Source organism: Streptomyces sp. NPDC001348 (genome assembly GCF_053597535.1).
In genome coordinates this window covers 63,737-84,005 of the sequence record NZ_JBSFIK010000031.1, presented here as the reverse complement: position 1 = coordinate 84,005, position 20,269 = coordinate 63,737, and the positions used below count along the sequence as shown (strand labels likewise).

16 protein-coding genes are annotated in these 20,269 nt (G+C 74.2%); 4 read left to right on the top strand and 12 right to left on the bottom strand.

Annotation, left to right across the window (positions count from 1 at the left end):
* Nucleotides 1-239 precede the first annotated feature (239 nt).
* Nucleotides 240-1,181 carry a polyprenyl synthetase family protein gene (locus ACWC21_RS28320; protein WP_450885738.1) on the bottom strand — a complete coding sequence of 314 codons (942 nt, stop codon included), beginning with the start codon at nucleotides 1,179-1,181 and terminating at the stop codon, nucleotides 240-242.
* A gap of 278 nt (nucleotides 1,182-1,459) precedes the next feature.
* Here ACWC21_RS28320 and ACWC21_RS28315 point away from each other — a divergent pair, with 278 nt between their 5' ends.
* Nucleotides 1,460-1,699, top strand: a complete 240-nt coding sequence (locus ACWC21_RS28315; RefSeq protein ID WP_450885736.1) for a hypothetical protein — start codon at nucleotides 1,460-1,462, stop codon at nucleotides 1,697-1,699.
* Nucleotide 1,700: 1 nt separating this feature from the next.
* On the top strand, nucleotides 1,701-2,603 hold the full coding sequence (locus tag ACWC21_RS28310; protein WP_450885734.1) for a hypothetical protein: 903 nt from the start codon (nucleotides 1,701-1,703) through the stop codon (nucleotides 2,601-2,603).
* On the opposite strand, the gene ACWC21_RS28305 is transcribed toward ACWC21_RS28310, so the two are convergent.
* The 3 genes from ACWC21_RS28305 to ACWC21_RS28295 form a co-directional block, all read right to left on the bottom strand.
* Nucleotides 2,568-2,789 carry an MbtH family protein gene (locus tag ACWC21_RS28305; protein ID WP_450885732.1) on the bottom strand — a complete coding sequence of 74 codons (222 nt, stop codon included), beginning with the start codon at nucleotides 2,787-2,789 and terminating at the stop codon, nucleotides 2,568-2,570. The genes ACWC21_RS28310 and ACWC21_RS28305 overlap by 36 nt on opposite strands.
* A 49-nt stretch (nucleotides 2,790-2,838) precedes the next feature.
* Nucleotides 2,839-5,553, bottom strand: a complete 2,715-nt coding sequence (locus ACWC21_RS28300; RefSeq protein WP_450885769.1) for an AAA family ATPase — start codon at nucleotides 5,551-5,553, stop codon at nucleotides 2,839-2,841.
* Nucleotides 5,554-5,796: 243 nt separating this feature from the next.
* Nucleotides 5,797-6,627 (bottom strand): metallophosphoesterase family protein, encoded by an 831-nt coding sequence (locus tag ACWC21_RS28295; RefSeq protein ID WP_450885730.1) that lies wholly within the window; start codon nucleotides 6,625-6,627, stop codon nucleotides 5,797-5,799.
* A 303-nt stretch (nucleotides 6,628-6,930) separates the two neighbouring features.
* On the opposite strand from ACWC21_RS28295, the gene ACWC21_RS28290 reads away from it, so the two are divergent.
* Nucleotides 6,931-7,638: a 4'-phosphopantetheinyl transferase family protein gene (locus ACWC21_RS28290; RefSeq protein WP_450885728.1), complete on the top strand. Its 708-nt coding sequence runs from the start codon at nucleotides 6,931-6,933 to the stop codon at nucleotides 7,636-7,638.
* Nucleotides 7,639-8,171: 533 nt separating this feature from the next.
* A complete protein-coding gene (locus ACWC21_RS28285) occupies nucleotides 8,172-9,113 on the top strand; it encodes a LuxR C-terminal-related transcriptional regulator (protein ID WP_450885727.1) in 942 nt (313 codons plus the stop codon).
* 20 nt (nucleotides 9,114-9,133) lie between these two features.
* On the opposite strand, the gene ACWC21_RS28280 is transcribed toward ACWC21_RS28285, so the two are convergent.
* The 8 genes from ACWC21_RS28280 to ACWC21_RS28245 form a co-directional block, all read right to left on the bottom strand.
* Nucleotides 9,134-9,979: a 4'-phosphopantetheinyl transferase family protein gene (locus tag ACWC21_RS28280; protein WP_450885726.1), complete on the bottom strand. Its 846-nt coding sequence runs from the start codon at nucleotides 9,977-9,979 to the stop codon at nucleotides 9,134-9,136.
* Nucleotides 9,976-10,245: an acyl carrier protein gene (locus tag ACWC21_RS28275; protein WP_450885724.1), complete on the bottom strand. Its 270-nt coding sequence runs from the start codon at nucleotides 10,243-10,245 to the stop codon at nucleotides 9,976-9,978. Before ACWC21_RS28275 ends, ACWC21_RS28280 begins: the two co-directional genes overlap by 4 nt.
* Nucleotides 10,242-12,170, bottom strand: a complete 1,929-nt coding sequence (locus ACWC21_RS28270; RefSeq protein ID WP_450885723.1) for an HAD-IIIC family phosphatase — start codon at nucleotides 12,168-12,170, stop codon at nucleotides 10,242-10,244. Before ACWC21_RS28270 ends, ACWC21_RS28275 begins: the two co-directional genes overlap by 4 nt.
* A 3-nt stretch (nucleotides 12,171-12,173) precedes the next feature.
* Nucleotides 12,174-13,190 carry a 3-oxoacyl-ACP synthase III family protein gene (locus ACWC21_RS28265; RefSeq protein WP_450885721.1) on the bottom strand — a complete coding sequence of 339 codons (1,017 nt, stop codon included), beginning with the start codon at nucleotides 13,188-13,190 and terminating at the stop codon, nucleotides 12,174-12,176.
* Between the two features lie 97 nt (nucleotides 13,191-13,287).
* Nucleotides 13,288-16,278 (bottom strand): type I polyketide synthase, encoded by a 2,991-nt coding sequence (locus ACWC21_RS28260; RefSeq protein WP_450885719.1) that lies wholly within the window; start codon nucleotides 16,276-16,278, stop codon nucleotides 13,288-13,290.
* A complete protein-coding gene (locus tag ACWC21_RS28255; protein ID WP_450885718.1) occupies nucleotides 16,278-16,643 on the bottom strand; it encodes an acyl carrier protein in 366 nt (121 codons plus the stop codon). Before ACWC21_RS28255 ends, ACWC21_RS28260 begins: the two co-directional genes overlap by 1 nt.
* Nucleotides 16,644-16,699: 56 nt before the next feature.
* Nucleotides 16,700-18,430 carry an acyl-CoA dehydrogenase gene (locus ACWC21_RS28250; RefSeq protein WP_450885716.1) on the bottom strand — a complete coding sequence of 577 codons (1,731 nt, stop codon included), beginning with the start codon at nucleotides 18,428-18,430 and terminating at the stop codon, nucleotides 16,700-16,702.
* Entirely contained in the window at nucleotides 18,424-20,232 is a 1,809-nt protein-coding gene (locus tag ACWC21_RS28245) for a fatty acyl-AMP ligase (RefSeq protein WP_450885714.1), read from the bottom strand. Before ACWC21_RS28245 ends, ACWC21_RS28250 begins: the two co-directional genes overlap by 7 nt.
* Nucleotides 20,233-20,269: the final 37 nt, after the last annotated feature.

Sequence of the window (20,269 nt, the reverse complement as noted above, 5' to 3'; positions counted from 1 at the left end):
CCGCACGGCGGCGCCCGCCCACCGACAACCACCCGCCCCCGGCCGACCCGGCACCACACTACGCACACACCGAAACCCGTAGGGGCGCCCACCGCAGGCACCGACCGCGAGGCCGACGGCATCGTCCGGCCGACCGACCACCGGACTCCACGGCCGCGGCATCCGTGGCACCCGTGGCACAGGCCGGTGGCACCGGTGCCCACGGCGGCGTCCGCCGAGCCCCCGCGTGGGCCGCCCCCTCACACCGAAGCCACCCGCTCCCCGAACGCCACCAGTTCGGCTCGCCACTCCCGCGGCAGTGGCGCGTTGTCGGCTGTGCGGGCGGCTCGGGCCACCAGGTCGCGGATCATGCGCTCCGCCACGTCCCGTTCCTCGCCGTCGAGGAGGATGTCGCGCAGCAGGTCGGCCTCCCAGGCGTACTCGGGGCCGCCGTCCAGGAAGCCGCGGAGGCGCCAGGCGGCGTGCAGGGCGGCCGCGTAGGCCTCGTAGGCCGGTGCGAGGTCGTCACGGCCCGCCAGGGCGGCGCCGATGAGCAGCGGGGCGCGCAGGGCGTACCAGCCGGCGCGGCAGCCGCTGTCGCAGCCGGAGACGCAGCGGCCCGGCCACGGGTCGGCGAGGTAGGCGGCGGTCATCGACTCGCGGGCGTACATGCCGACACAGCGGTCGGCACGCAGTTCGTCCCACAGGGCCCGCGCGGGGCCGGACAGCGCCCCGGTCAGCCGGTCGGCGCAGGCGAGGGCGAGGTCGGCCGCGAGCGTGGCGGCGTAGGCGCCGTGCCGCCCGGCGTCGCCGCCCCAGCCGCCGCGTTCGTGCTCGGCGGCGTGCGCGATGTGCAGGGAGGGCATGCCGCGGCGCACGGCCACATTGTCGTGGACGTCGGTCCGCAGCACCATCGCGGTGTCCAGCAGCTCCAGGGCGGCGGCCACGTCCACGGCACCCGGGTCGTCGGGAGCGCCGCCCGCGGCGAGATACCCGGTGAACAGGACGACGGGACGCACCCGTTCACCGCCCGCCGCGACCAGTTCGGCCAGCGACTCGACGAGGATCGCGGCGCGCGCGTGCGCGGTGTGCCGACGGTACTCGTCGTTCAGCAAGGAGCGCAGTCCGACCTCGACGCACTCCAGCATCTGCTCGCGCCGGCGTGCCGGGGACGGCGTCCTGTGGTCCTGATCCGTAAGCATGGGGGCCTCCTGCGGCGGGGGGGGATTACGGACTGCGACCGACCCTGACGGACGGGTGACGCGGCCACAACGCGGGAAGCGGAAGTTCCGCGTCGTTCCCTGCCGGGTGCCCGGGGGCGCCACCGTTTCCTGCCATGCCCGGCGGCAGCCGCTCCCGGCCTTGCCATGCGCTTGCCACGGCCATCCGCCGCTTTAGCGCCATGGCGGTAGATGGAGTCGCTGCTCGACACGCAGACCGGGCACCGGCCCGGCCCCACGCTCGTCCTCAGGAGCTCACCATGAACAACTCCCCGGCGAACAACTCCATGTCGAACAACAGCAACGACGACTTCAACAGCAACAACAACAGCAGCTTCGACGGCAACGACAACGCCGACGCCCCGCGTCTGCAGAGCGTGACCGCGACGGACATCAACGCCCTCGCGGAGGACCTGTCGATCGTCGCCAACGAGAACAACAACAACGCCAACAACAGCAACGGCAACAGCAACAACTCGAACGACAGCGTCGACAACTGACGTGGCATCCCCGCGGGGCGGGGCGCACCGGCCCGCCCCGCAGCACGATCTCACCGGAGACCCGCAGGCCGTCGCCGCCTACCGGGACGAACGCCGGCGCCTGCAGCGCGAGGCCGTCCTCGGCACCGGCGATCTGATCGGACAACTGCTCACCGAGCGCCGCGCCCGGCTGACCGCACTGCGGCAACAGCCTTGGGTACGGCGCTTGTTCGACGTCACGCACCGACAGGTGCGCCAGGTCCTCACGGCCCCCCGTTACGCGGCCGTCCTGCCGCTGCGCCGCGAGATGCTGGTGCACCTGGCCGAGCTGCCCCTGCCGCTCCCGGCCGACGACCTGATCCTGAGCCACCCCACGCACGCCCCGGCCGCCGAGATCCTCCCCACGCTACCGGAACTGCGGCCCTGGCGGGCCCGGGTGCTCCGGATCCTCGCCGAGTCCGCCCTGGCCGAACGCGGCACCCCGTTCCGCACGGTCGGCCCCCCGCACGCGGCCGTCATCCTCGGCTCCGACGGGCCGACCCTCGGCGCACTGGCCGGCGTCGCCCACGAGCTGGGCCACTGCCTGTACGAGCGGGCCCGCCCGGGCCCCGGGATCCGCGCCCGCCTGGCCTCCGAGCGCCTCGCGCACCGTCTGGAGGAGCAGTTGACGGCCGCGTACCTGAGGGAGCACGGCACGCTCGAGGAGGGCCACCGCTGGTGGCTGTACCAGCGGCAGGTCGACGCCTTCAACCTGTACTACTTCGAGCTGGAACGCGCCCTGATGTACGACGAGGCGGACACGGTCGAGGAGTTGACGACCGAGTCCGCCTCGGCGCTGCGCGAGTCCCTGTTCATCGTCCCGGGCTGCCAGGCGGTGTACGCGCGCGCGTCACTGGCCCGGCTGCCCGTCCAGGGCCCTCAGTGACGCCGGCCGCGGGTCGCTCCAGTGGCGGTCGACGTGGTCGAGCACGGCCTGCCGGGGCGCGGCGGGCAGGGCGATCCGCCAGCCCGCGGGCACCTCGGCCGCCGCGGGCCACACCGAGTACTGTCCCTCGTCGTTGACCAGCGCCAGGTACTCGGCGCCGGGGTTCTCGAACGGCGTACCGCTCATGTCCGGTGTCTCCTTGTCTGCCACGTCCCCGGCCGGGCCGGGGCGGGACTCAGGCCAGGTCCAGTGCCTCGCTGAAGGGCAGGTCGGCGGGCAGGTCCTGGCGGCGGGTGATGTTCAGCTTCCGGTAGACGCGGGTGAGGTGCTGCTCGACCGTGCTGACGGTGATGTACAGCTTCATCGCGATCTCGCGGTTGGTGTGGCCGTGCACGGCCAGCAGGGCCACCCGCTTCTCCGACTCGCTGAGTCTGGCGTCGAGTTCGGCGTGCCGGGCCGCGTCGGGCACGTCGGCGGCCACGGCCCGGCCGGGCAGGATCCGCTCCCGCAGGGTCTGCGCGCCGCACTCCTTGGCCAGTTGCCAGGCGCGGCGGTTGACCATGTTGGCCCGCGCCGGGTCGCCGTGCTCCTTGAACGCCTCGCCCAGGTCGGCCATGGTGCGGGCGAGTTCGAGCCGGTCGCCGGCGCGCCGCAGGTCGTCCACGGCGCGGGAGAGCAGCGCGGGGCGTTCGGCGGGCTCGGCGAGGGCCGCCTTGAGCCGCAGCGTGAGACCGTTCACCCACGGGTGGGCGATGTCCCGCGAGGCGAGCTGGTCGGCGACCAGCCGGGCGGCCTGGCGGACCTCGCCGAGCTGCAGCAGCGCCTCGGCTGCGAGGGTCCGCCAGGGCAGCACCACGGGCCGGTCGATGCCCCAGCGGCGCATGGCCCGTCCGATGTCCAGGTAGTCGGCGAGCGCGGCCTGGTAGCGGTTGGTGGCGAAGTAGTAGGTGCCGCGCGCCTTGAGGTGGGCGAGCAGCTGGAGGCTGCCCGCCAGCCGCTCGGGCTGCGGGCGGCACACCTCGCGTCCGGCGTCGTCGTGCCGGCCCATGGGAGTGCGGGCGGCGGCCAGGGTGGCGCCGGCCCAGCTGTGGAACAGGCTGTCGTCGTGTTCGGGCACCAGGTTGCGGGCCTGCAGGGCTAGCTGCTCGGCGCCGGGCAGGTCGCCGTGGCGCAGCAGCGCCTCGGCGCGGGTGAGGGCGAACACGGCCTGCCAGCCGGGTGCGCCCCGGCGGGCCGCCTCGTCCAGATAGGTCTGGGTCCAGGGCAGCGCCCGGCGTGGCCCGTCGAGGTGCAGCAGGGCGCGCAGCGCCTGCAGGACGGGGGCGAGGGTGGTCTCGGCGGGACTGGTGCGCCTCAGCAGCGATTCGGCGATCTCCGCACCGCGGGTGGAGCGCTCCCATTCGGGCACGCCCCAGAAGGCCGCTGCCCAGCCCGGCCCCTGCTGGGCGGCGGGCGCGTGGTGCGCCGGGCCGGCCCGGTGGTGTTCCCTCGGGCGGGCCGCGACGGCGGGCGGGGCCGGCCGCGCGGACCGGTACGGGAACGCGGACAGTCCGTCGAGCAGGGGGACGCCCCGCGGTTCCTCCCAGGTGCCGCCCTCGCCGGCGGTGTCGGCTCCGAGCTGCCGCAGCACCTCGCCGGCCTCGTCGACGCGGCCCTGGGTGACCAGCAGACGGGCGAGCCGGGCCGCGACGGAGGACGGGAGCCGGTCGGCGCGCACGGCGGCGAGCGGTCCGGCCAGTTGCTGCTCCGCGCCTGCCGGGTCGATGGCGAGCTGGGCGGCGGCGAGCGCGGTGCGCAGTTCGGCGCTCTCGGCCTCGTCCTGGGCGCCGGCCAGGGCCGTCTCGAGGCACTGCAGGGCCCGTCGGTGCTGCCCGTCGGCCAGCAGCCGGTCCGCCGCGGCCCGCAGCACGGGACCGGCCCAGGCGGGTGTCGGGCCCCCGGCCGCGAGCAGCAGTGCCGCGACGTCGGTGGCCGAGTGCCCGTGGGCGTGGGCGAGTTCGGCGGCCCGGCGGTGCCGCTGGGCGCGGACCGGGGGCTGGAGGTGGTCGAGCAGGGCGGTGCGCACGGCCGGGTGCCGGAAGCGAGTGCCGTCGAGGAGGCCCGCCCGGCGCAGCGCGTCCAGGCGGGCGCGTACGTCCGGCTCGGGCATGTCCAGCAGACCGGCGACGGTGCCGGGTTCGGCGAGTGTGCCGAGCACCGCGACCGCCCCCGCGACGTCCTCGGTGCGGCTGCCGCTGCGCCTGAGGCAGGCCAGGAAGGCCTGGACGAAGGCCCGCCCGGGGCCGCCGTCCTCGGTCAGCGCCCGCAGCAGCAGGGGGTTCCCCCCGGTCAGCGCGTGCGCCTGGACGGCGTCGCGGCCGGTGTCCCCGGCCCATGTGAGGGCCGTCGCGACGCCTTCCCGGGTGAGCGGGGCCAGTTCGATCCTGGTGAAGCCCGGTCTGCGCAGCAGGTCGGTGCCGAGTTCCGGGTCGTCGGTGCGCTCGTGGAGCGACTCGGCGAGCACCAGCAGCACCCGGGCCTGCCGCAGTCGGCCCGCCAGATGGAGGAGATGGCGGCGGGAGGGCTCGTCGACGAGGTGCAGGTCGTCGACGCAGATGGCCACGGGTGTGCGCGCGGCCAGCCGTTGCACCGCGGTGACGAAGGCCTGGCGGGCCGCGATCCCGCCGGCTCCGGCCGGGTCGGGCTCCGGCACGGTGTCGAACGCACCCTCGGGAGCGGCGGCCGCCAGCTGGCCGATCACGCCGAATGGAATGTTCCGTTCAGCCCGGGTTCCCTCCGCGCGCAACACCAGGACCTCCGCCCGTAGGGCCATTTCTGTCGCGGATTCAAGTATTTCTGTCTTTCCGCAGCCGACCGCGCCCTCGACGAGCACGATACGGGCGGCTCCCCCTGCCGCCTCTCCCACCGCGCTTTCCAGCAAGCGGATTTGTTTTTTCCGGTCTATATGCATGGCCGTTGCCTCACTTCCCCCGTTGTTCAGGAAGCCGAAATCCACCGGAACCTTCAGAAGTACCGCGGGGGACTTCTCCATGACTTCCTTCAGACGCCCCCATGTTTCCCCCAAGAAAGCGCAAAGGAATTCCCTGGCGCGGGGCAACCGTCCTCCAAGGCCCCAGTCTACGAAGCACGGCGGCGCCGGCCGGTGGCCGAAAGCTGCACGGCAGCAAGTCACCGGCCCGGCCGGAGGGGAGTGTCAAGAGGGCAGAATCCGCCTCGGGACGTTCCTCGGGTGGCCGGGTCTGCGCCACTCGCGCGGGTAGCCGACGGAGACCTCCTCGAAGCGCACGCCGTCGTGGAACGTCGTACGAGGGATGTGCAGATGGCCGTAGACGACGGCGGCGGCGCGGAACCGCAGATGCCAGTCGGCGGTCAGCTCGGTGCCGCACCACTGGGCGAACTCCGGGTGGCGCAGGACGTCGGTGGGGGTGCGCACCAGCGGGAAGTGGTTGACCAGCACGGTCGGCAGCGCCGGGTCGCACTCGGCGAGCCGGCGCTCGGTCTCGGCGACGCGCGCCCGGCACCAGGCGTCGCGGCTCGGGTAGGGGTCCGGGTGCAGCAGGAACTCGTCGGTGCACACCACCCCGGCCGCGTAGGCCTGCTCCAGCGACTCCTTCTTGGTGGCGGCGGCGGGAGTGCGGAACGAGTAGTCGTACAGCAGGAACAGCGGCGCCACGACGGCGGGCCCGCCGGGACCGCACCACACCGGGTACGGGTCCTCCGGGGTGTGCACGCCGAGGCCGCGGCAGATCTCCACGAGCCGGCGGTAGCGGGCGTCGCCCCGTAACTGCACCGGATCCTCGTGGGCGGTCCACAGGTCGTGGTTCCCGGGCACCCACACCACCCGGGCCCACCGTTCGGCGAGCGTCCCGAGCGCCCACTCTACGTCCGAGAGCAACTCCCCCACGTCCCCCGCGACGAGCAGCCAGTCCCCCGGCCCCTGAGGCCGCACCCCCTCCAGGACCCGCCGGTTCTCCTCGAACGCCACGTGCAGATCACTGATGGCCATCAGCTGTCCGTGCACCATTCGGCCGACCCTAGGGCCCGCCACCAGGCAGGAGTACCCCTGAAGACCCCTAAGGGACGACCCACCGGGGGCGCGGGGAATCGCGCGCGACGCCCCACACCGGCCCGCGGGCGCATGGCAACCGCATGACAGGTGCCCGCCACCGCTGCGCACGTCTAGCAGAGGACAGTCGCTTTGCGCCCCCCGGGGACAGCGGTGCGGGCCGGCCGGCCGGTCGCGGCTGGAGCCCGGCAGTGCGCGGCGGGACGGTGGGTGCACCGCCGCGGCTCACCCGGCCGCGGCCCGTCCACGAGGGTGATCGCCATGATCGAAACACTGCTCCCGGCCGGGGTCGCCGCCGTCGACACGACCGTCGACCGCGACGACGTGACCCTCTTTCCGGCCGAGGAGGCGCAGATCGCCCGGGCCGTCGAGGCGCGGCGCCGGGAGTTCACCACCGCACGCTGGTGCGCACGGCGCGCGATGGCCGCCCTCGGGCAGCCGGCGATGCCGGTGCTGCCGGGTCTGCGGGGCGCACCGCAGTGGGCGCCGGGACTGGTCGGCTCGGTCACGCACTGCGCCGGCTACCGGGGTGCCGCGCTGGCCCGGGCCGAGGAGATCGCCGCGCTGGGCATCGACGCGGAGCCCAACCAGCCGCTGCCGGAGGGCATTCTGGAGTCGATCGGGCTGCCGCAGGAGCGGTCGTGGGTGACGCGGCTGCGGCACGCCCTGCCGGAGGTCTGCTGGGACCGGCTGCTGTTCTCCATGAAGGAGGCGGTCTACAAGGCCTACTTCCCGCTGACGGGACAGACCCTGGAGTTCGAGGACGCGCTGATCACGGTGGACGCCGGGCGCGGCACGTTCCGGGCCGCGCTGCTCAGGGACCCTGCGTCGGCTCCGGGGGCGCCGCGGCGGGTTCTGACCGGGCGCTTCTCGGCCACCGCCGGCCTGGTGCTGAGCGCCATCGCGGTGCCGGCCGTGCGGCACGCGACACCGGCACAGACGGCGGCAGGCGCCCCCCTGCTGGTCTGAGCGGGGGCGCCTGCCGGCGGTACGAGGCAAGAGGTCGCGTCACGTCCACCGGTCGTCGTCGTGATGGACCGGAGCGGAAGCGGTCGTCACCGCTCCGCTGTGCGATTCGGCTCCACCGATGTCCCCGTACTGCCCGAAGAGTATGGCGCCGGTAAACAAAGCACCAAGAGCGCTACCCAAAGCTGCACTACGAGCGACGATGTTGATCATGTCTGTCGTGACACGCACGTTTCCCCCTGCGAGTTCGATGTGTCGGCGTACCGAGCGGGAAGGATCGTCATGACCCCGGAGTACCCCGCACCCGTCTCCGGCCCCTCCCGGTGCCGGGAACACCATCTCGAATCCACCGGTCGGAACCCAAGCGTCGCGCGATGGCCCAAAGCTGCACGGCAACAACTGCACACTGGATCGAGAACGGCTGGACGCACGGAATGAATTACTCCCATTCCGAATTCACCGAGCTGGACGACGTAAGTGCCGCAGCCTATGGACACGCTGTGGAATTGGGCCGGTTCATGCGCGAGGACATCGCAGTGCGACTGGCACTGTCCCCGGCCGAGATCGAGCATGCGGAGAAGGTGCTGATCCTGCTGCGCCTGCTGCAACCGATGCCGGGCGACCCGGGGATGCTCGTCCCCGTGGCCCCCGACGTGGCCACCGCCGACCTCGTCAGCTCCGCCGAGATGCAGATCCGCGACCTCCAACAGGCGGTGACCGACGTACGCGGTCGTCTGATGTCGCTCACGCCGGTCTACTTCGAGGGCCGCCGGCTGCGCAACCGGCTGGAGGCGTTCGACGTCATCACCGACCCCACCACCGTGCAGTCGATGCTCGACCACCTCAGCGCGCACTGCCGGCACGAGATGGCGTCCGTCGCCCCGGGCGGTGCCCGCCCCGGCGAGGTCCTGCAGGCAGCCCGCAAGTCCGCCCTGGGCATGCGCGAGCGGGGCATCGCCCTGCGCACCATCTACCAGCACACCGCGCGCGGCGATCTGGCCACGCGCGCCTACGTGCGCGACGTGACCGCGGTCGGCGCCGAGTTCCGCACCGCCGACCAGCTCATCGACCGCATCCTCATCTACGACCAGGAGACCGTGTTCCTGCCCAAGCGGGAGGAGGGTGGTCCGGCGGGGGCGATCAACGGCGCGATCGTCGTCCGCGAGCCCACCCTGGTCGCGTTCGTGTGCAGCGTGTTCGAGCACCTGTGGGACGGCGCGACGCCGTTCGTCCCGGACACCTCACGGGCGCCGTCCGTCGCCGACGACCTCAAGCAGTCCATCCTGCGTCTGATGGCGAAGGGCTACAAGGACGAGATGGTGGCGCGGCGGCTGGGCATGTCGGTGCGCACCTGCCGCCGGCACATCTCGGAGATCACCGAGGAACTGGAGGCCACCAGCCGCTTCCAGGCCGGGTACAACGTGGCGCTGTCCCGCATGCTGGAGGAGCAGCCGGGCCCGGAGCGGGACCCGAACTGACCCCGGGCCGTGGCCGGCGCTCACCCCTCTCCCAGTGCCTCCTCGATCGTCTCCACGCAGTCCGCGTCCAGCATGGTCGTGATGTCGGTGTCGCCCGGCCGGCCGAACCCGGCGTCGTAGACGGCCGCGCTCACGCAGTAGCCGCTGGCCAGCGGGAACGTCCGGAAGGCCCATTCGGCGCCGGTGCCGGCGCTGCCGTCGGGGCGCTGGACGCGCACCGGCTTGCCGTCCGGCCCGAAGCCGAACTCGGTGAACCGGAACTGCATGCCCTGCCCGATCGCCTTGCTGTAGGCCTCCTTCAGCGTCCACAGTCGCACCAGGGACGGGTTGCGCTGCTCCTCGGGCAGCGCGGCCAGCGTCACCATCTCGTACGGGGTGCAGACATGCCGTCCGAGGCCCCCGCCGTACATCTGGCGGTCGGCGCGCTCGGCGTCCACGCCGATCAGGCCCCGGGTGGTCAACCCCACGAAGAGCAGGTCGTCGGTGTGGCTGAGGCTGATGTCGACCTGGTCGCAGCCGCGCAGGTACGGTCGCCCGGTCGGTCCGTAGGCCAGTTCCAGGGCCTCCGGGTCGCCGTGCAGCACCGCTGCCGCGGCGGACTTCAGCAGCATCCGGGAGGCCGCGTACCGGTCGCGGACGTCGGCGTGCGCGAGGCCGAGATAGCGCGACCAGTCCCGGCCCAGCAGCCGGCGCAGTCCGTCGCCGGAGGGCAACTGGGGCTGCAGCACGGGCCGGTGGGCGTAGAGGAGGGCGGTCCCGCAACTCTGGAGGTCCTCCCTGACCCGGTCCCACGCGGCCTCGTCGGCGCCCACCTCTACGGGTGCGCCGAGCGGCGGACCGAGCGTGGAGTTGCCGGGGACGGTCATGCCTGTGCCTCCGCGGTGTGCTGTGGTGGTGCCTGCTGTACGACGACGGCGTGGATCTCGGCGAGTGTGCGCGCCTGCAGGACGGGGGCCAGCGACAGCCGCCGGCCGGTCTCGTCCTCCACGAGGGCGACTACCCGTAGCAGGTACAGCGAGTCCCAGCGGGGCAGGTCGGCCAGGCTCCGGCCGGCCTCGTCCGGCGTCGCCTCCAGCCCCAGTTCGTCCTTGAGCAGTGCGAGGAACCCGTCGAGGGTGTCGACCGCGCTCATCTGTGCTTCCTCCTGTCGGGGCCGCCGGTCAGCGGCCCGGTGATCCGCACGTGCTCCGGCGGGGCGGGCGTCCTCCGCAGGTCGTGCCGGAACAGCAGCGCCCCGTCTCGCTCGCCCTCGGGTGTGAAGCCGAGCGACGGGTACACCTCGCCGGCCCGCGCGTTCTTCGCGGTGGGCCGGTACGCGGCGAGCACCGCGTGGTGCCCGGTGTGCCGGGCGTGGGCCAGTACGGTGGCCAGCAGGGCCTGTTCGATGCCGCGGGCCAGCACGCGGCAGCTGAGCCAGACGTTGTCCAGCCGCAGCAGCCGCCCTTCGCGGGTGGCGAGGACGGCGCCGGTCAGGCCGTTGCCGCCGAACCGGTCGGCGGTACGCGCCGCCAGCAGCAGCCGGCCCGGGTCGGCGGCGATGCGCGCCGTGTCGGCCGGGGTCAGGCGCGCACCGGTCAGGTTGAACTGGTTGGTGCGCTGGGTGAGCTGGGCGAGCCGCTCGTGTTCGTGGGCCTCCGGTGCGGACAGGTCGAGGGTGACGCCGAGACCGCGCAGGAAGTCCTCGTGCGAGCCCGCCTCGGCGCGCAGTGCCGCGCGGGCGCCCGCGGCGCGGTAGTGCGCGGTGCGCGCGCGGTCCTCGTCGGTCAGGGCGAGGGTGTCGAACCAGCCGTCGGCGAGGAGCCGCCGGACGTGCAGCGCGGGCTCGTCGTCCAGCGGCACGACGGCGGCGCGCAGTCCCGAGTGGCGGACCTCGGCGCGCTCGGCGGGCGAGTCGTCGGCGAACACCAGGGCGTCGTCGCCGATGCCGAGCGCCTCGGCGACGGCGGCGAGGTGCCCGCTCTTCGGTTCCCAGTCGGCGTGCACCGCCGCGAAGTCGCCCTCGCGCAGCAGGAGATCGGGGTGGGTGCGCAGCGTCCGGAGGACGGCCCCGCGGTCGTTCTTGCTGCTGACGGCGAGCAGGACGCCCTGGGCGGCGAGCTGCCGCACGGTCTGCTGGAAGGCGCCGAAGGCCTCGCCGCGCAGGGTGCCCGCGGCGGCGATCGCGTCGGGCCCGTCGTCGCCGAGCACTCCGTCCCACAGGGTGTGGTCCAGGTCCAGCACCAGGCACTTGCGGGTACGACCGGTCAGCGCCCTGGCCAGATGGGCGACTTCGCGGGCGAGGGCGTCGAGCAGTGCGGCGCCGAGGCGGGCCCCGGCGTACTGGGCGAGGCGCGGGTCGTTGACCGGGCCGTCGGCGGCGAGCAGCGGGTCGAGGTCGATGACGACGACGTCCGCCGCCTCCGTACCGAGCCGCAACAGCCGGGCGTTGAACTCCCGCCACACGACGCCGAGCCGGGCCCGGGAGCGGTGGTCGAGGAGCTGCTGGGCACGCTCCCGGGGCAGCGGCAGGGTGTTGAGCACCAGGGTGCCTTCCCCCGTCCGCCGTCGTACGAGGCGTTCGACGCGTGCCGCCACCTGCTCGGCCGCCCGCTCGACGTCGCCGGGCCCCCAGACGGCGGGCACCTCGGCGAAGACGGTGGAGTCGTCCAGCAGACACAGAGTGAGGTCGGCGGTGACGCCCCGGAAGGCGCCGCGGGGGTCGGTGAGGTCCCGCAGCCAGGCGCCGTGGTCGCCGACGACCGGGTGCAGCAGCAGTCCGTGCCGGGCGAGTTCGCCGGTGAGCGGCTCGACGACGTCCGCGACCGTGGACTGCCCGGTGACCGTCACGGTCACCGGGGTGATGCCGGGGTGCCGGGCGAGGACGGCGTCCCGGTCGGCCCGGGCCAGCAGCCGCCCGGCCCGACGGGCCCAGCCCGGCGGGGCCGCGGGGTCGTCGGCCAGCTCGGCCAGGAGCGGCGCGACCTCGTCGTACGCCGTCTCCAGCCGCCCGCCGGCGGCCAGTTCCCGCAGCCGCCGCAGCGGCTCGGCGCGGGTGGCCGCGCGCTGCACTACCGCCATCTCCTACACCTTCTCCAGGCCGAGCCCGCTCTTTATCCACTTGCTCGACTCCACGGCGATGGCGAGCGCCTTGCCGCCGGTGGGCAGATCGGGCAGCAGCCGGGCCAGTTGCTGGAGCACAAGGGCGTTCCCGGTGTTCCCGGTCTCGGCGACGCAGGAGACCTCCTTGGCACCGGACACGTCCAGGTGCTCGGTGATCCGCTCGGTCATCCGGCCCGACAGCTGGGGCGGCAGCAGGAAGTCCAGGTCGTCGGGGGTCCACTCGAGCTGGTCGAGGAGTTCCCAGAGGATCTCGCGGGCCATGGCCGGCACGGACTCCTCGATGGCCTTGTAGTCCTCGACGACCATGGGGCGTTCGCTGTCCCGGTCGCTGATGCCGTACCAGTCGACGGTCTGCCCGGCCGGGCGGCCGAGGCCCGTGAAGCGGTTGAGCAGTCCCTTGATCGCGACGCGTTCGGCGACCGGTTCGGCGGTCAGTACGGCCGCGCCGGCGCCGTCGCCGAACAGCACGTAGTTGACGAGTTCCTCGGTGGGCATGCGGGCCACGTCCCGGCGGGCGTCGAGGTGGCGGTGGGTGACGTCGCCGCCGATCACCAGCCCGGCCCGGGCGCCGCCGCGGATCAGGGTGCGGCCGAGGTCCAGGGCCTGCACGGCGCCCGAGCAGCCGGACTGGAGCTGGAATGCGGGCAGGTACATCAGGCCGAGCCGGTCGGCGACCTCGCTGGCGGTGGTCGGCAGCAGCGTGTCCGGGGTCGCCGTGGCGAGCAGCACGAACTCGATGTCCACGGGGTCGAGGCCGGCGGCGTCGATGGCGGCTCCCCCGGCCTGCGCGCACAGGTCGGCGAGGGTGTGCCGGACCTGTCCGGTGTGCAGGTCCCAGCCGAAGTGGCGGGTGCGGGTGCCCACGAAGATGTCGACCCACTCCTCGCTGACCCCGAGCACCCTGCCCAGGTCCGCGTTGTCGACCGGCGGTCCGGGCAGCGCGCTGCCGGTCGCCGCGAGGTAGGCGGTGGCGCTCACACCCGGGCTCCTTCCAGTTGAAAGCCGAACGATACGGTGTCGGTTACTCCGGCACGGCACAGCAGCGCACGTGTCGTCCCGGCCCGGCGGCGCCCGCTCATGCCCCGGCCCCCTCGGTGAGGTGCCCGCCGAGGAACTGCGCGAGGGTGCCCACCGACCGCAGGGCGGGCAGGAGTTGCTGCACCGACACCTCGCCGAGGTGGGGCAGCCGGGCCTCGATGCGGTCCTTCAGCTGCATGATCATCACGGAGTCGAAACCGAGGTCCTCGTAGAACCGGGCGGTGGCCACGACCTGTTCCAGCGGGTACGACCCGACCTCCGTGACCGCGTCGACGACGGCCGCGAGCACCGGGTCGCGGTCCCTGGACACCGGATCGCCGGTCGCCGGCGCCGCGGAGGCCGGGGAGGGGGACGGGGCGGAAGCGGGCCGGGGCCGCGGGGTCCGGTCGGTGCGCGGCTGCGCCGGGGCGGTCCAGTAGCGGTGTGCGGTGGAGAAGGAGTAGCCGCGCAGCTTCTCGGCGGTGCCCGCGGTGACGTCGGGGTCGTACAGCCGCTCCCAGTCCGGGTCGAGTCCGGCCCGGTACAGCCGTGCGACGAGGTCGGCGAGGTCCGCGCCGCCGGCCTCCGGGCCCGGTGCCGGGTGCAGGAACTCCACGTTCGCGCCGAGCCCGGCCCGCCCGGCCAGGGGCAGCAGTTGCGGGCGCGGGCCGAGTTCCACGAGGTGGGAGGGGGCGCAGACGGCCTCCAGGTCGGCGAGCGCGTCCGCGAACAGCACCGGCGACTCGGCCTGGGCGGCCCAGTAGTCGGCGTCCATGCGCTCCGCGGCGCCGAGGAGCCTGCCGTGGCGGGTGGAGAAGACGGGGACCTCGGGTGTTCTCGGCTCCGTGCCGGCCGCTGCCGACCGGAGCCGGTCGAGCGCGGGGCGTACCAGCGGGGAGTGGAAGGCGACGGGGGCGTCGAGGTCGCGGGTACGGATCCGGGCCTCCCGCAGGGTCTCGGCGATCCGGTCGAGGGCATCGGCGGTGCCGGACAGGACGGTGTCGCGGGGGCCGTTGACGGCCGCGAGGTGTGCCTGCGGCTCCTCGGCGAGGAGCTGGCGCACCGCGTCGGTCCCGGCCTGCACGGAGAGCATCGCCCCGCCGGCGGGCAGCGCGTGCAGGAGCCGGCCGCGGGTGGCGACCAGGTGCGCGGCCTCGTCGAGGGTGAGGACGCCGGCGGTGACGGCCGCCGCGAACTCGCCGGCGCTGTGCCCGAGGACGGCCGCGGGCCGGATGCCGAGCGCGGCGAGGGTGGTGGCCAGGGCGTACTCGACGGCGAACAGCGCGGGCTGGGTGAGTTCCCCGGCGACGCCGTGCTCGTCGCCGGACAGGACCGCATCGCGTACGGACGTGTCGAGGTACGGGCGCAGCGCCGTGTCGGCCGCGTCCAGGGCCTGCCGGTAGGCGTGGGAGTCCCGGTACAGGCCGGCGGTCATGCCCGGGTACTGGACGCCCTGCCCGGAGAACAGGAACGCCACCGTCGGCACGCTCCAGGGTCGGTGCGCGACCTGCTCGGGCAGTCCGTCCCGGGCCGCTTCACGGAGCGCGGCGGCCAGTTCGTCGGTGTCCCGGGCGGTGACGGCGAAACGGTACGGCAGCCCGGTCTTGACGCGGTTGCTCTGCCGGCACAGCGCGGCCGCGGAGGCGCGCGGGCGGCGGGCCAGCGCGTCGGCCTGCTCCTTGAGGTTGCGGACCAGGGCGCCCGGGGTGTCGGCGGTGAGGGTGAAGACGCCGGTGCCGGGCCGGCCGCGCCGGGCCGTGGTCCGGGGTGCGGGGCGGGGGGCGGAGCCGAGGACGGCGTGCGCGTTGGTGCCGCCCATGCCGAAGCTGGACAGCCCGGCGAGGACCGGGACGGGCGGCAGCCGCAGCGGTGACTTCAGGAGCCTCAGGCCCCTTTCGCCGAGCCGCAGTTGCGGGTTCTCGCGGTCGGCGAACCGGCTGGCGGGCACGATCCGGTGGTGCAGCGCGAGGGCGACCTTGATCAGCCCGGCGATCCCGGCGGCGCCCTCGGTGTGCCCGAGGTTGCCCTTCACCGAGCCGATCGCCAGCGGCTCGGTGCGGCCCTCGCCGTGCAGGCTGCCGAGGGCGGCACACTCGATGGTGTCGCCGAGGACGGTGCCGGTGCCGTGCGCCTCGACGAAGGTCACCTCGCGCGGCTGGACACCGGCCCGCCGGCAGGCGGTGGCCACCACCTGTTCCTGGGACCAGCGGTTGGGCGCCGTGATGCCGTTGCTGCGGCCGTCCTGGTTCACGGCGGTGCCCCGGATCACGGCGTAGATCCGCTGTCCGTCGGCGACCGCGTCGGAGAGCCGGCGCAGCACGACCAGGCCGACGCCCTCACCGCGGCCGATGCCGTCGGCGCGCAGACTGAACGGCTTGCAGCGCCCGTCGTCCGCGGCGAGCCCCAACTGCTGGTAGACCAGCCCGAGCGCGGGCGACATGACGAGGTTGACGCCGCCGGCGAGCACGGTGTCGCACTCCCCGGACAGCAGCGCCCCGACCCCGAGGTGCACGGCCACCAGCGAGGAGGAGCAGGCGGTGTCGACGGCCATGCTGGGGCCGGTGAAGCCGAGGTGGTACGAGATCCGGTTGGCGGTCATGCCCGCGCTGCTGCCCGCGCCGAGCTGTGGGGTGACCCGGTCGTAGTCGCCCAGGTGCAGCCGGCCCCACTCGCCGCCCATCACACCGACGTAGACACCGGTGCCGCTGCCGGCCAGCGCGCCGGGCGCCACGCCGGAGTCCTCCACGGCCCGCCAGGCGCAGTGCAGCAGCAGCCGTTGCTGGGGGTCCATGGCGGCGGCCTCGCGCGGCGGCACCGAGAAGAAGGCGTGGTCGAACACGTCAGCGCCGTCGAGGAAGCCGCCGCGCGCGAGCCCGGGCCGGTCGGCCCGGTCGGCGTCCGGGTCCCACCGCTCGGCCGGTACGTCGCCGATCGCGTCGCCGCAGCGCAGCAGCAGCTCCCAGTAGGCGTCGGTGTCCCGGGCGAGCGGGAAGGCGCAGTCGATCCCGACGACGGCGACGCCGTCGCGGTGGTCCGGCTCCTGCGCCATCACCGCTCCCCGTGCACGCCGGCCGTCGGCAACCGGGTCGCCAGGAAGGCCAGCAGGCTCTGCACGGTGGGGTGGTCCCACAGCAGGGTCGGCTCGACCACGAGCCCGAACTCGTCCTCCAGGTCGCCGCACAGGCTCAGCGCGCACACCGAGTCCATGCCGTACTCGGCCAGCGGCACGGTCGGGTCGATGGTCTGCGCGTCCCTGCCGAGGTAGAGCGCGACCCGGTCGAGCAGCCAGCCGCGTGGCGGCACGGGGCCCGGCGTCACGGACGCCGGGGACGCCGGGGACGCCGGGGACGCCGGGGACGCCGGGGACGCCGGGGACGCCGGGGAAAGGGACTGCCGGGTGGTCGGTACGTTCATGGCCGAACGCCTTTCGCTGGGATTCGCCGGACCGGGATGCCGGGCATGTGGCGCGCTCATCCCGGCAGCGGAGTGTCGTAGAGGTCGTAGCTGCGCCGGTCGCTGAAGCGCAGCTGCACTTCGTGCCGGACCCGCAGCTCGCACTCGGCCGGCAGGTCGGGGGCCGGGGCGCCGAGGCGGCGCGCGACGCGGTGCAGGGCGGCCGCGGCCCAGGCCGGGTCGGCGAGGAACGGGTCGGAGCCGTCCTGGTTGTGCCGCCACACACCGAGCACGGCGGCGGCGGCGAGCAGGTGTGCGTAGCGGTCCATCAGCGGGAACGGCGCGGCGCCCGGTTCCGGGTCGAGGGCGAGCACCCGGGCGCGCAGGTCGCGGAACTCGTCGACCAGGCCGAGTGCCAGGTCGCGCAGCGCGCGTTCGACGGCGCCGGTGCCCGGGGTCTCGGCGGCGACCGCGAGCAGCGTGGCGCTGAGGCTGTCCTGCCCGCAGGCCAGCGCGAGCCGGTCCGGGGCGAAGGGCGGCAGCGGATCGCGCGGCCGGAACAGCGTGGCGGGCGCCTCGTCCGCGACGAACCAGGACCGGCGGGCCAGGTGCGGCAGTTGGGGGATGATCGTGCCCTGGCAGGCGACGGACCCGGCGTGTCCGAGGGTGACGACGGGCACGTCCCGCAGGTGCTTCTGGAAGATGCCGAGGGTGCCCTCGCGGGTGTACAGCCCGGCGCCGAGCACGATCGACAGGTCGTACATCGTCTCGGTCAGGACGCGCGGCAGCAGGTACTTCACGGCCGCCGAGTACACGCTGGTCTGTTCCGGCAGGACGTGGACGGCGCGGGTGGCGACCGTGGCGAACGCGTCGTAGAGCAGCAGGTTCACGAAGGCACCGGTGATGGTGGCCGCGGTGCGCTGGGAGTCGGAGCCGCCGGTGGTCCAGCCGCCGCCGCGGTGCTCGTGGTCGAAGGCGACCGCGGTGCGCAGGCTGGTGTCAACGGCGGCGAGCACCATGGAGGAGATCACGGTGCGGGTGACCTGGAAGGAGCGCAGCGCGATCGGCACGCCGTCGCCGGCCGGTCCGAGCAGGGCACTCTCCGGCACCGGGCAGTCGTCGAAGTCGACCCCGCCGAAGACGCAGCCGCGCAGCCCGAGCGAGGTGTGACGGCCGAGGAGCCGGGCCCGGCCCTCGGGGAACCGGGACGGGTCGAGGAGGACCGCGGTGTGGCTGCGTCGGCCCGGATCGGGGTCGGTGCGGGCGAAGAGCACCAGGGCGTCGGCCCGGTCGAGGTTGTTGATGACGGGTTTGCGGCCGCTGAGCAGCAGCCCGCCGCGCGGTCCGGGCCGGGCGGTGACCTGGCTGCGGACGTAGTCGTTGCTGTGGGCGGTCTCCAGCTGGGCGATGGCGGCGCGGGAGCCGCGCAGCATGCGCCGGGCCAGGGCGCTCTGCTGGTTCTCGGTGCCGGCCATCCACACGTCGACGGCGGCCATGAAGGACATGGCGCCGTATCCCATGCCGAGGCCCACGTCACGCCGGAAGACCGGGCGCATGACGCGGACCAGGGTGTCCATCGAGGTGAGCCGGCCGCCGAGGGCGACGGGTACGTATTCGTGGTGCATGCCGGACCGGTCGAGGGCGTCCTCGCCGGGCACGCTGCGCACGGCGTCCCGGTCGGCGTCCAGCAGGGCCGCGTAGCCGCACGGGTTGGCGGGGTCGCCGGGATCGCCGAGGAGGTCCTCCACGGCGGCCACCCGGCGCTGCACCTCGGCCTCGCGCACGGGCGCGGCGGCGAGGGTCACCATGCGCCACCGCCGGCGGTGGACTGCAACAGCCCCTCCCCGAGGAGCACGTCCCCGGCGCGCGCGAGGGCGCGGACGGCCGGGTCGAACACCTCGTACTCGCCGTGCACCTCGCCGGCCAGGAACTCCCGCCGCATGAGGGTGCGCCGGACCTTGCCGCTGGTGGTGCGGCGCACGGTGCCGGGCCGCACGAGCAGCACGTTGCCCGCGGGCACGTGGAACTCCTTGCCGATCAGCTGCTGGATGCGCTGGGCGAGTTCGCGCAGCTGCGGGCCGTCGAGCTGCTCGCCCCTGACCTCCTGCACGAGGACGAGCTGTTCGCGTCCGGCCTCCACGGAGAAGGCGGCGCCGTTGCCCGCGGCGAGCGCGGGGTGCAGTGCCTTGACGGCGTACTCCACGTCTTGCGGGTAGACGTTGCGCCCGTTGAGGATGACGACTTCCTTCAGCCGCCCGGTGACGTACAGCTGGCCGTCGTCGAGCACCCCGAGGTCCCCGGTGCGCAGGAATCCGCCCTCCCCGCCGTCCAGCACGGCCCGGAAGGTGGCCTCGCTCTCCTCGGGCCTGCCGTAGTACCCGGCGGCGACGCTGTCGCCGCGCAGCCAGATCTCCCCGACGGCACCGGCCGGCAGTTCCCGGTAGCCGACGGGGTCGACGATGCGGACGTCGAAGTCGGTGACCCGCCCGCTGCCGACGAGGGTCCGGGATTCCGTGCCCGGCCCGGCGGGCGCGAACACGTCCCGCGCGAGGGCGGCGGCGTCGGCCTCGAACCGCCGGTACGGCCGGCCGCCCACGCCGCCGGAGACCACGAGGGTGGCCTCGGCGAGCCCGTAGCACGGGTACATGGCCTCGGGCCGCAGCCCGGCGGCGGCGAACCGGCGGGCGAAGGCGTCGAGCGTGTCGGCGCGCACCGGCTCGGCCCCGTTGAGCGCGAGCCGCCAGCGGGACAGGTCGAGCCGGCCCAGCTGGGTGTCGGTGACCCGGCGCAGTGCGAGGTCGTAGCAGAAGTTGGGTCCGCCGCCGATGGTGACGCCGTGCTCGTCGATGGCCTGCAGCCAGCGCACGGGGCGCTTGATGAACGCGGTCGGCGACATCATCACGGACGCGCTGCCCAGCCAGAGGGGGTGCAGCAGGTGCGCGATGAGTCCCATGTCGTGGTAGAGCGGCAGCCATCCGCCGAACCGGTCGGCGGACGTGGTGCCGAGCACCCGTTGCAGGGCGGACTGGTTGGCCATCAGGTTGCGGTGGGTCACCATCACTCCGCGCGGCTCGGACACCGACCCGGAGGTGTACTGCAGGAAGGCGAGGTCGTCGGCTCCGGTGGCGGGCGCCTCCCAGGCGTCGTCGCCGTCCGGCAGGGCGTCGCTCGCCACGCACACCACGTCGTCGCCGTGGCCCTCGGTGGCCAGCCACAGGGCGACGTCCGGCGCGCTGGCCCGGTCGGTGAGCACGACCTTGGCCCCGCAGTCGCGCAGCATCGCCGAACCGCGCCCGAGCCGCCCCTTGGCGCCGCCCTCGGGCAGCGGGGCGGGCACGGCCACGGCCCCGCTGTACAGGCAGCCGGTGAACGCCTTCAGGAACTCGAGGCTGCCGGGGTACATCAGCAGCACGGGCCGTCCCTCGACCCGGTGCGCGCGCAGCGCCCCGGCGATGCGGCGCGCCGCTCGGTCCAGTTCCCCGTAGGTCAGCCGCTCGGCGGCCGGGCCGTCCTCGGTGTCGCGGAGTTGGATGTGTACGTCGTCGCCCGCGGACTCGGCGCACCGCGCCCGGACGAGGTCGGTGAAAGTGGCGAAGCGTGACAACTGCATCCCCCTCGCATGTCGCGCATGGCGCGCGGTGCCCATG

Coding starts and splice junctions, on each gene's coding strand:
- ACWC21_RS28320 (WP_450885738.1), bottom strand. CDS start 1,181: ATGCTTACGGATCAGGACCACAGGACGCCGTCCCCGGCACGCCGGCGC.
- ACWC21_RS28315 (WP_450885736.1), top strand. CDS start 1,460: ATGAACAACTCCCCGGCGAACAACTCCATGTCGAACAACAGCAACGAC.
- ACWC21_RS28305 (WP_450885732.1), bottom strand. CDS start 2,789: ATGAGCGGTACGCCGTTCGAGAACCCCGGCGCCGAGTACCTGGCGCTG.
- ACWC21_RS28300 (WP_450885769.1), bottom strand. CDS start 5,553: ATGCATATAGACCGGAAAAAACAAATCCGCTTGCTGGAAAGCGCGGTG.
- ACWC21_RS28295 (WP_450885730.1), bottom strand. CDS start 6,627: ATGGTGCACGGACAGCTGATGGCCATCAGTGATCTGCACGTGGCGTTC.
- ACWC21_RS28290 (WP_450885728.1), top strand. CDS start 6,931: ATGATCGAAACACTGCTCCCGGCCGGGGTCGCCGCCGTCGACACGACC.
- ACWC21_RS28280 (WP_450885726.1), bottom strand. CDS start 9,979: ATGACCGTCCCCGGCAACTCCACGCTCGGTCCGCCGCTCGGCGCACCC.
- ACWC21_RS28275 (WP_450885724.1), bottom strand. CDS start 10,245: ATGAGCGCGGTCGACACCCTCGACGGGTTCCTCGCACTGCTCAAGGAC.
- ACWC21_RS28270 (WP_450885723.1), bottom strand. CDS start 12,170: ATGGCGGTAGTGCAGCGCGCGGCCACCCGCGCCGAGCCGCTGCGGCGG.
- ACWC21_RS28260 (WP_450885719.1), bottom strand. CDS start 16,278: ATGGCGCAGGAGCCGGACCACCGCGACGGCGTCGCCGTCGTCGGGATC.
- ACWC21_RS28255 (WP_450885718.1), bottom strand. CDS start 16,643: ATGAACGTACCGACCACCCGGCAGTCCCTTTCCCCGGCGTCCCCGGCG.
- ACWC21_RS28250 (WP_450885716.1), bottom strand. CDS start 18,430: ATGGTGACCCTCGCCGCCGCGCCCGTGCGCGAGGCCGAGGTGCAGCGC.
- ACWC21_RS28245 (WP_450885714.1), bottom strand. CDS start 20,232: ATGCAGTTGTCACGCTTCGCCACTTTCACCGACCTCGTCCGGGCGCGG.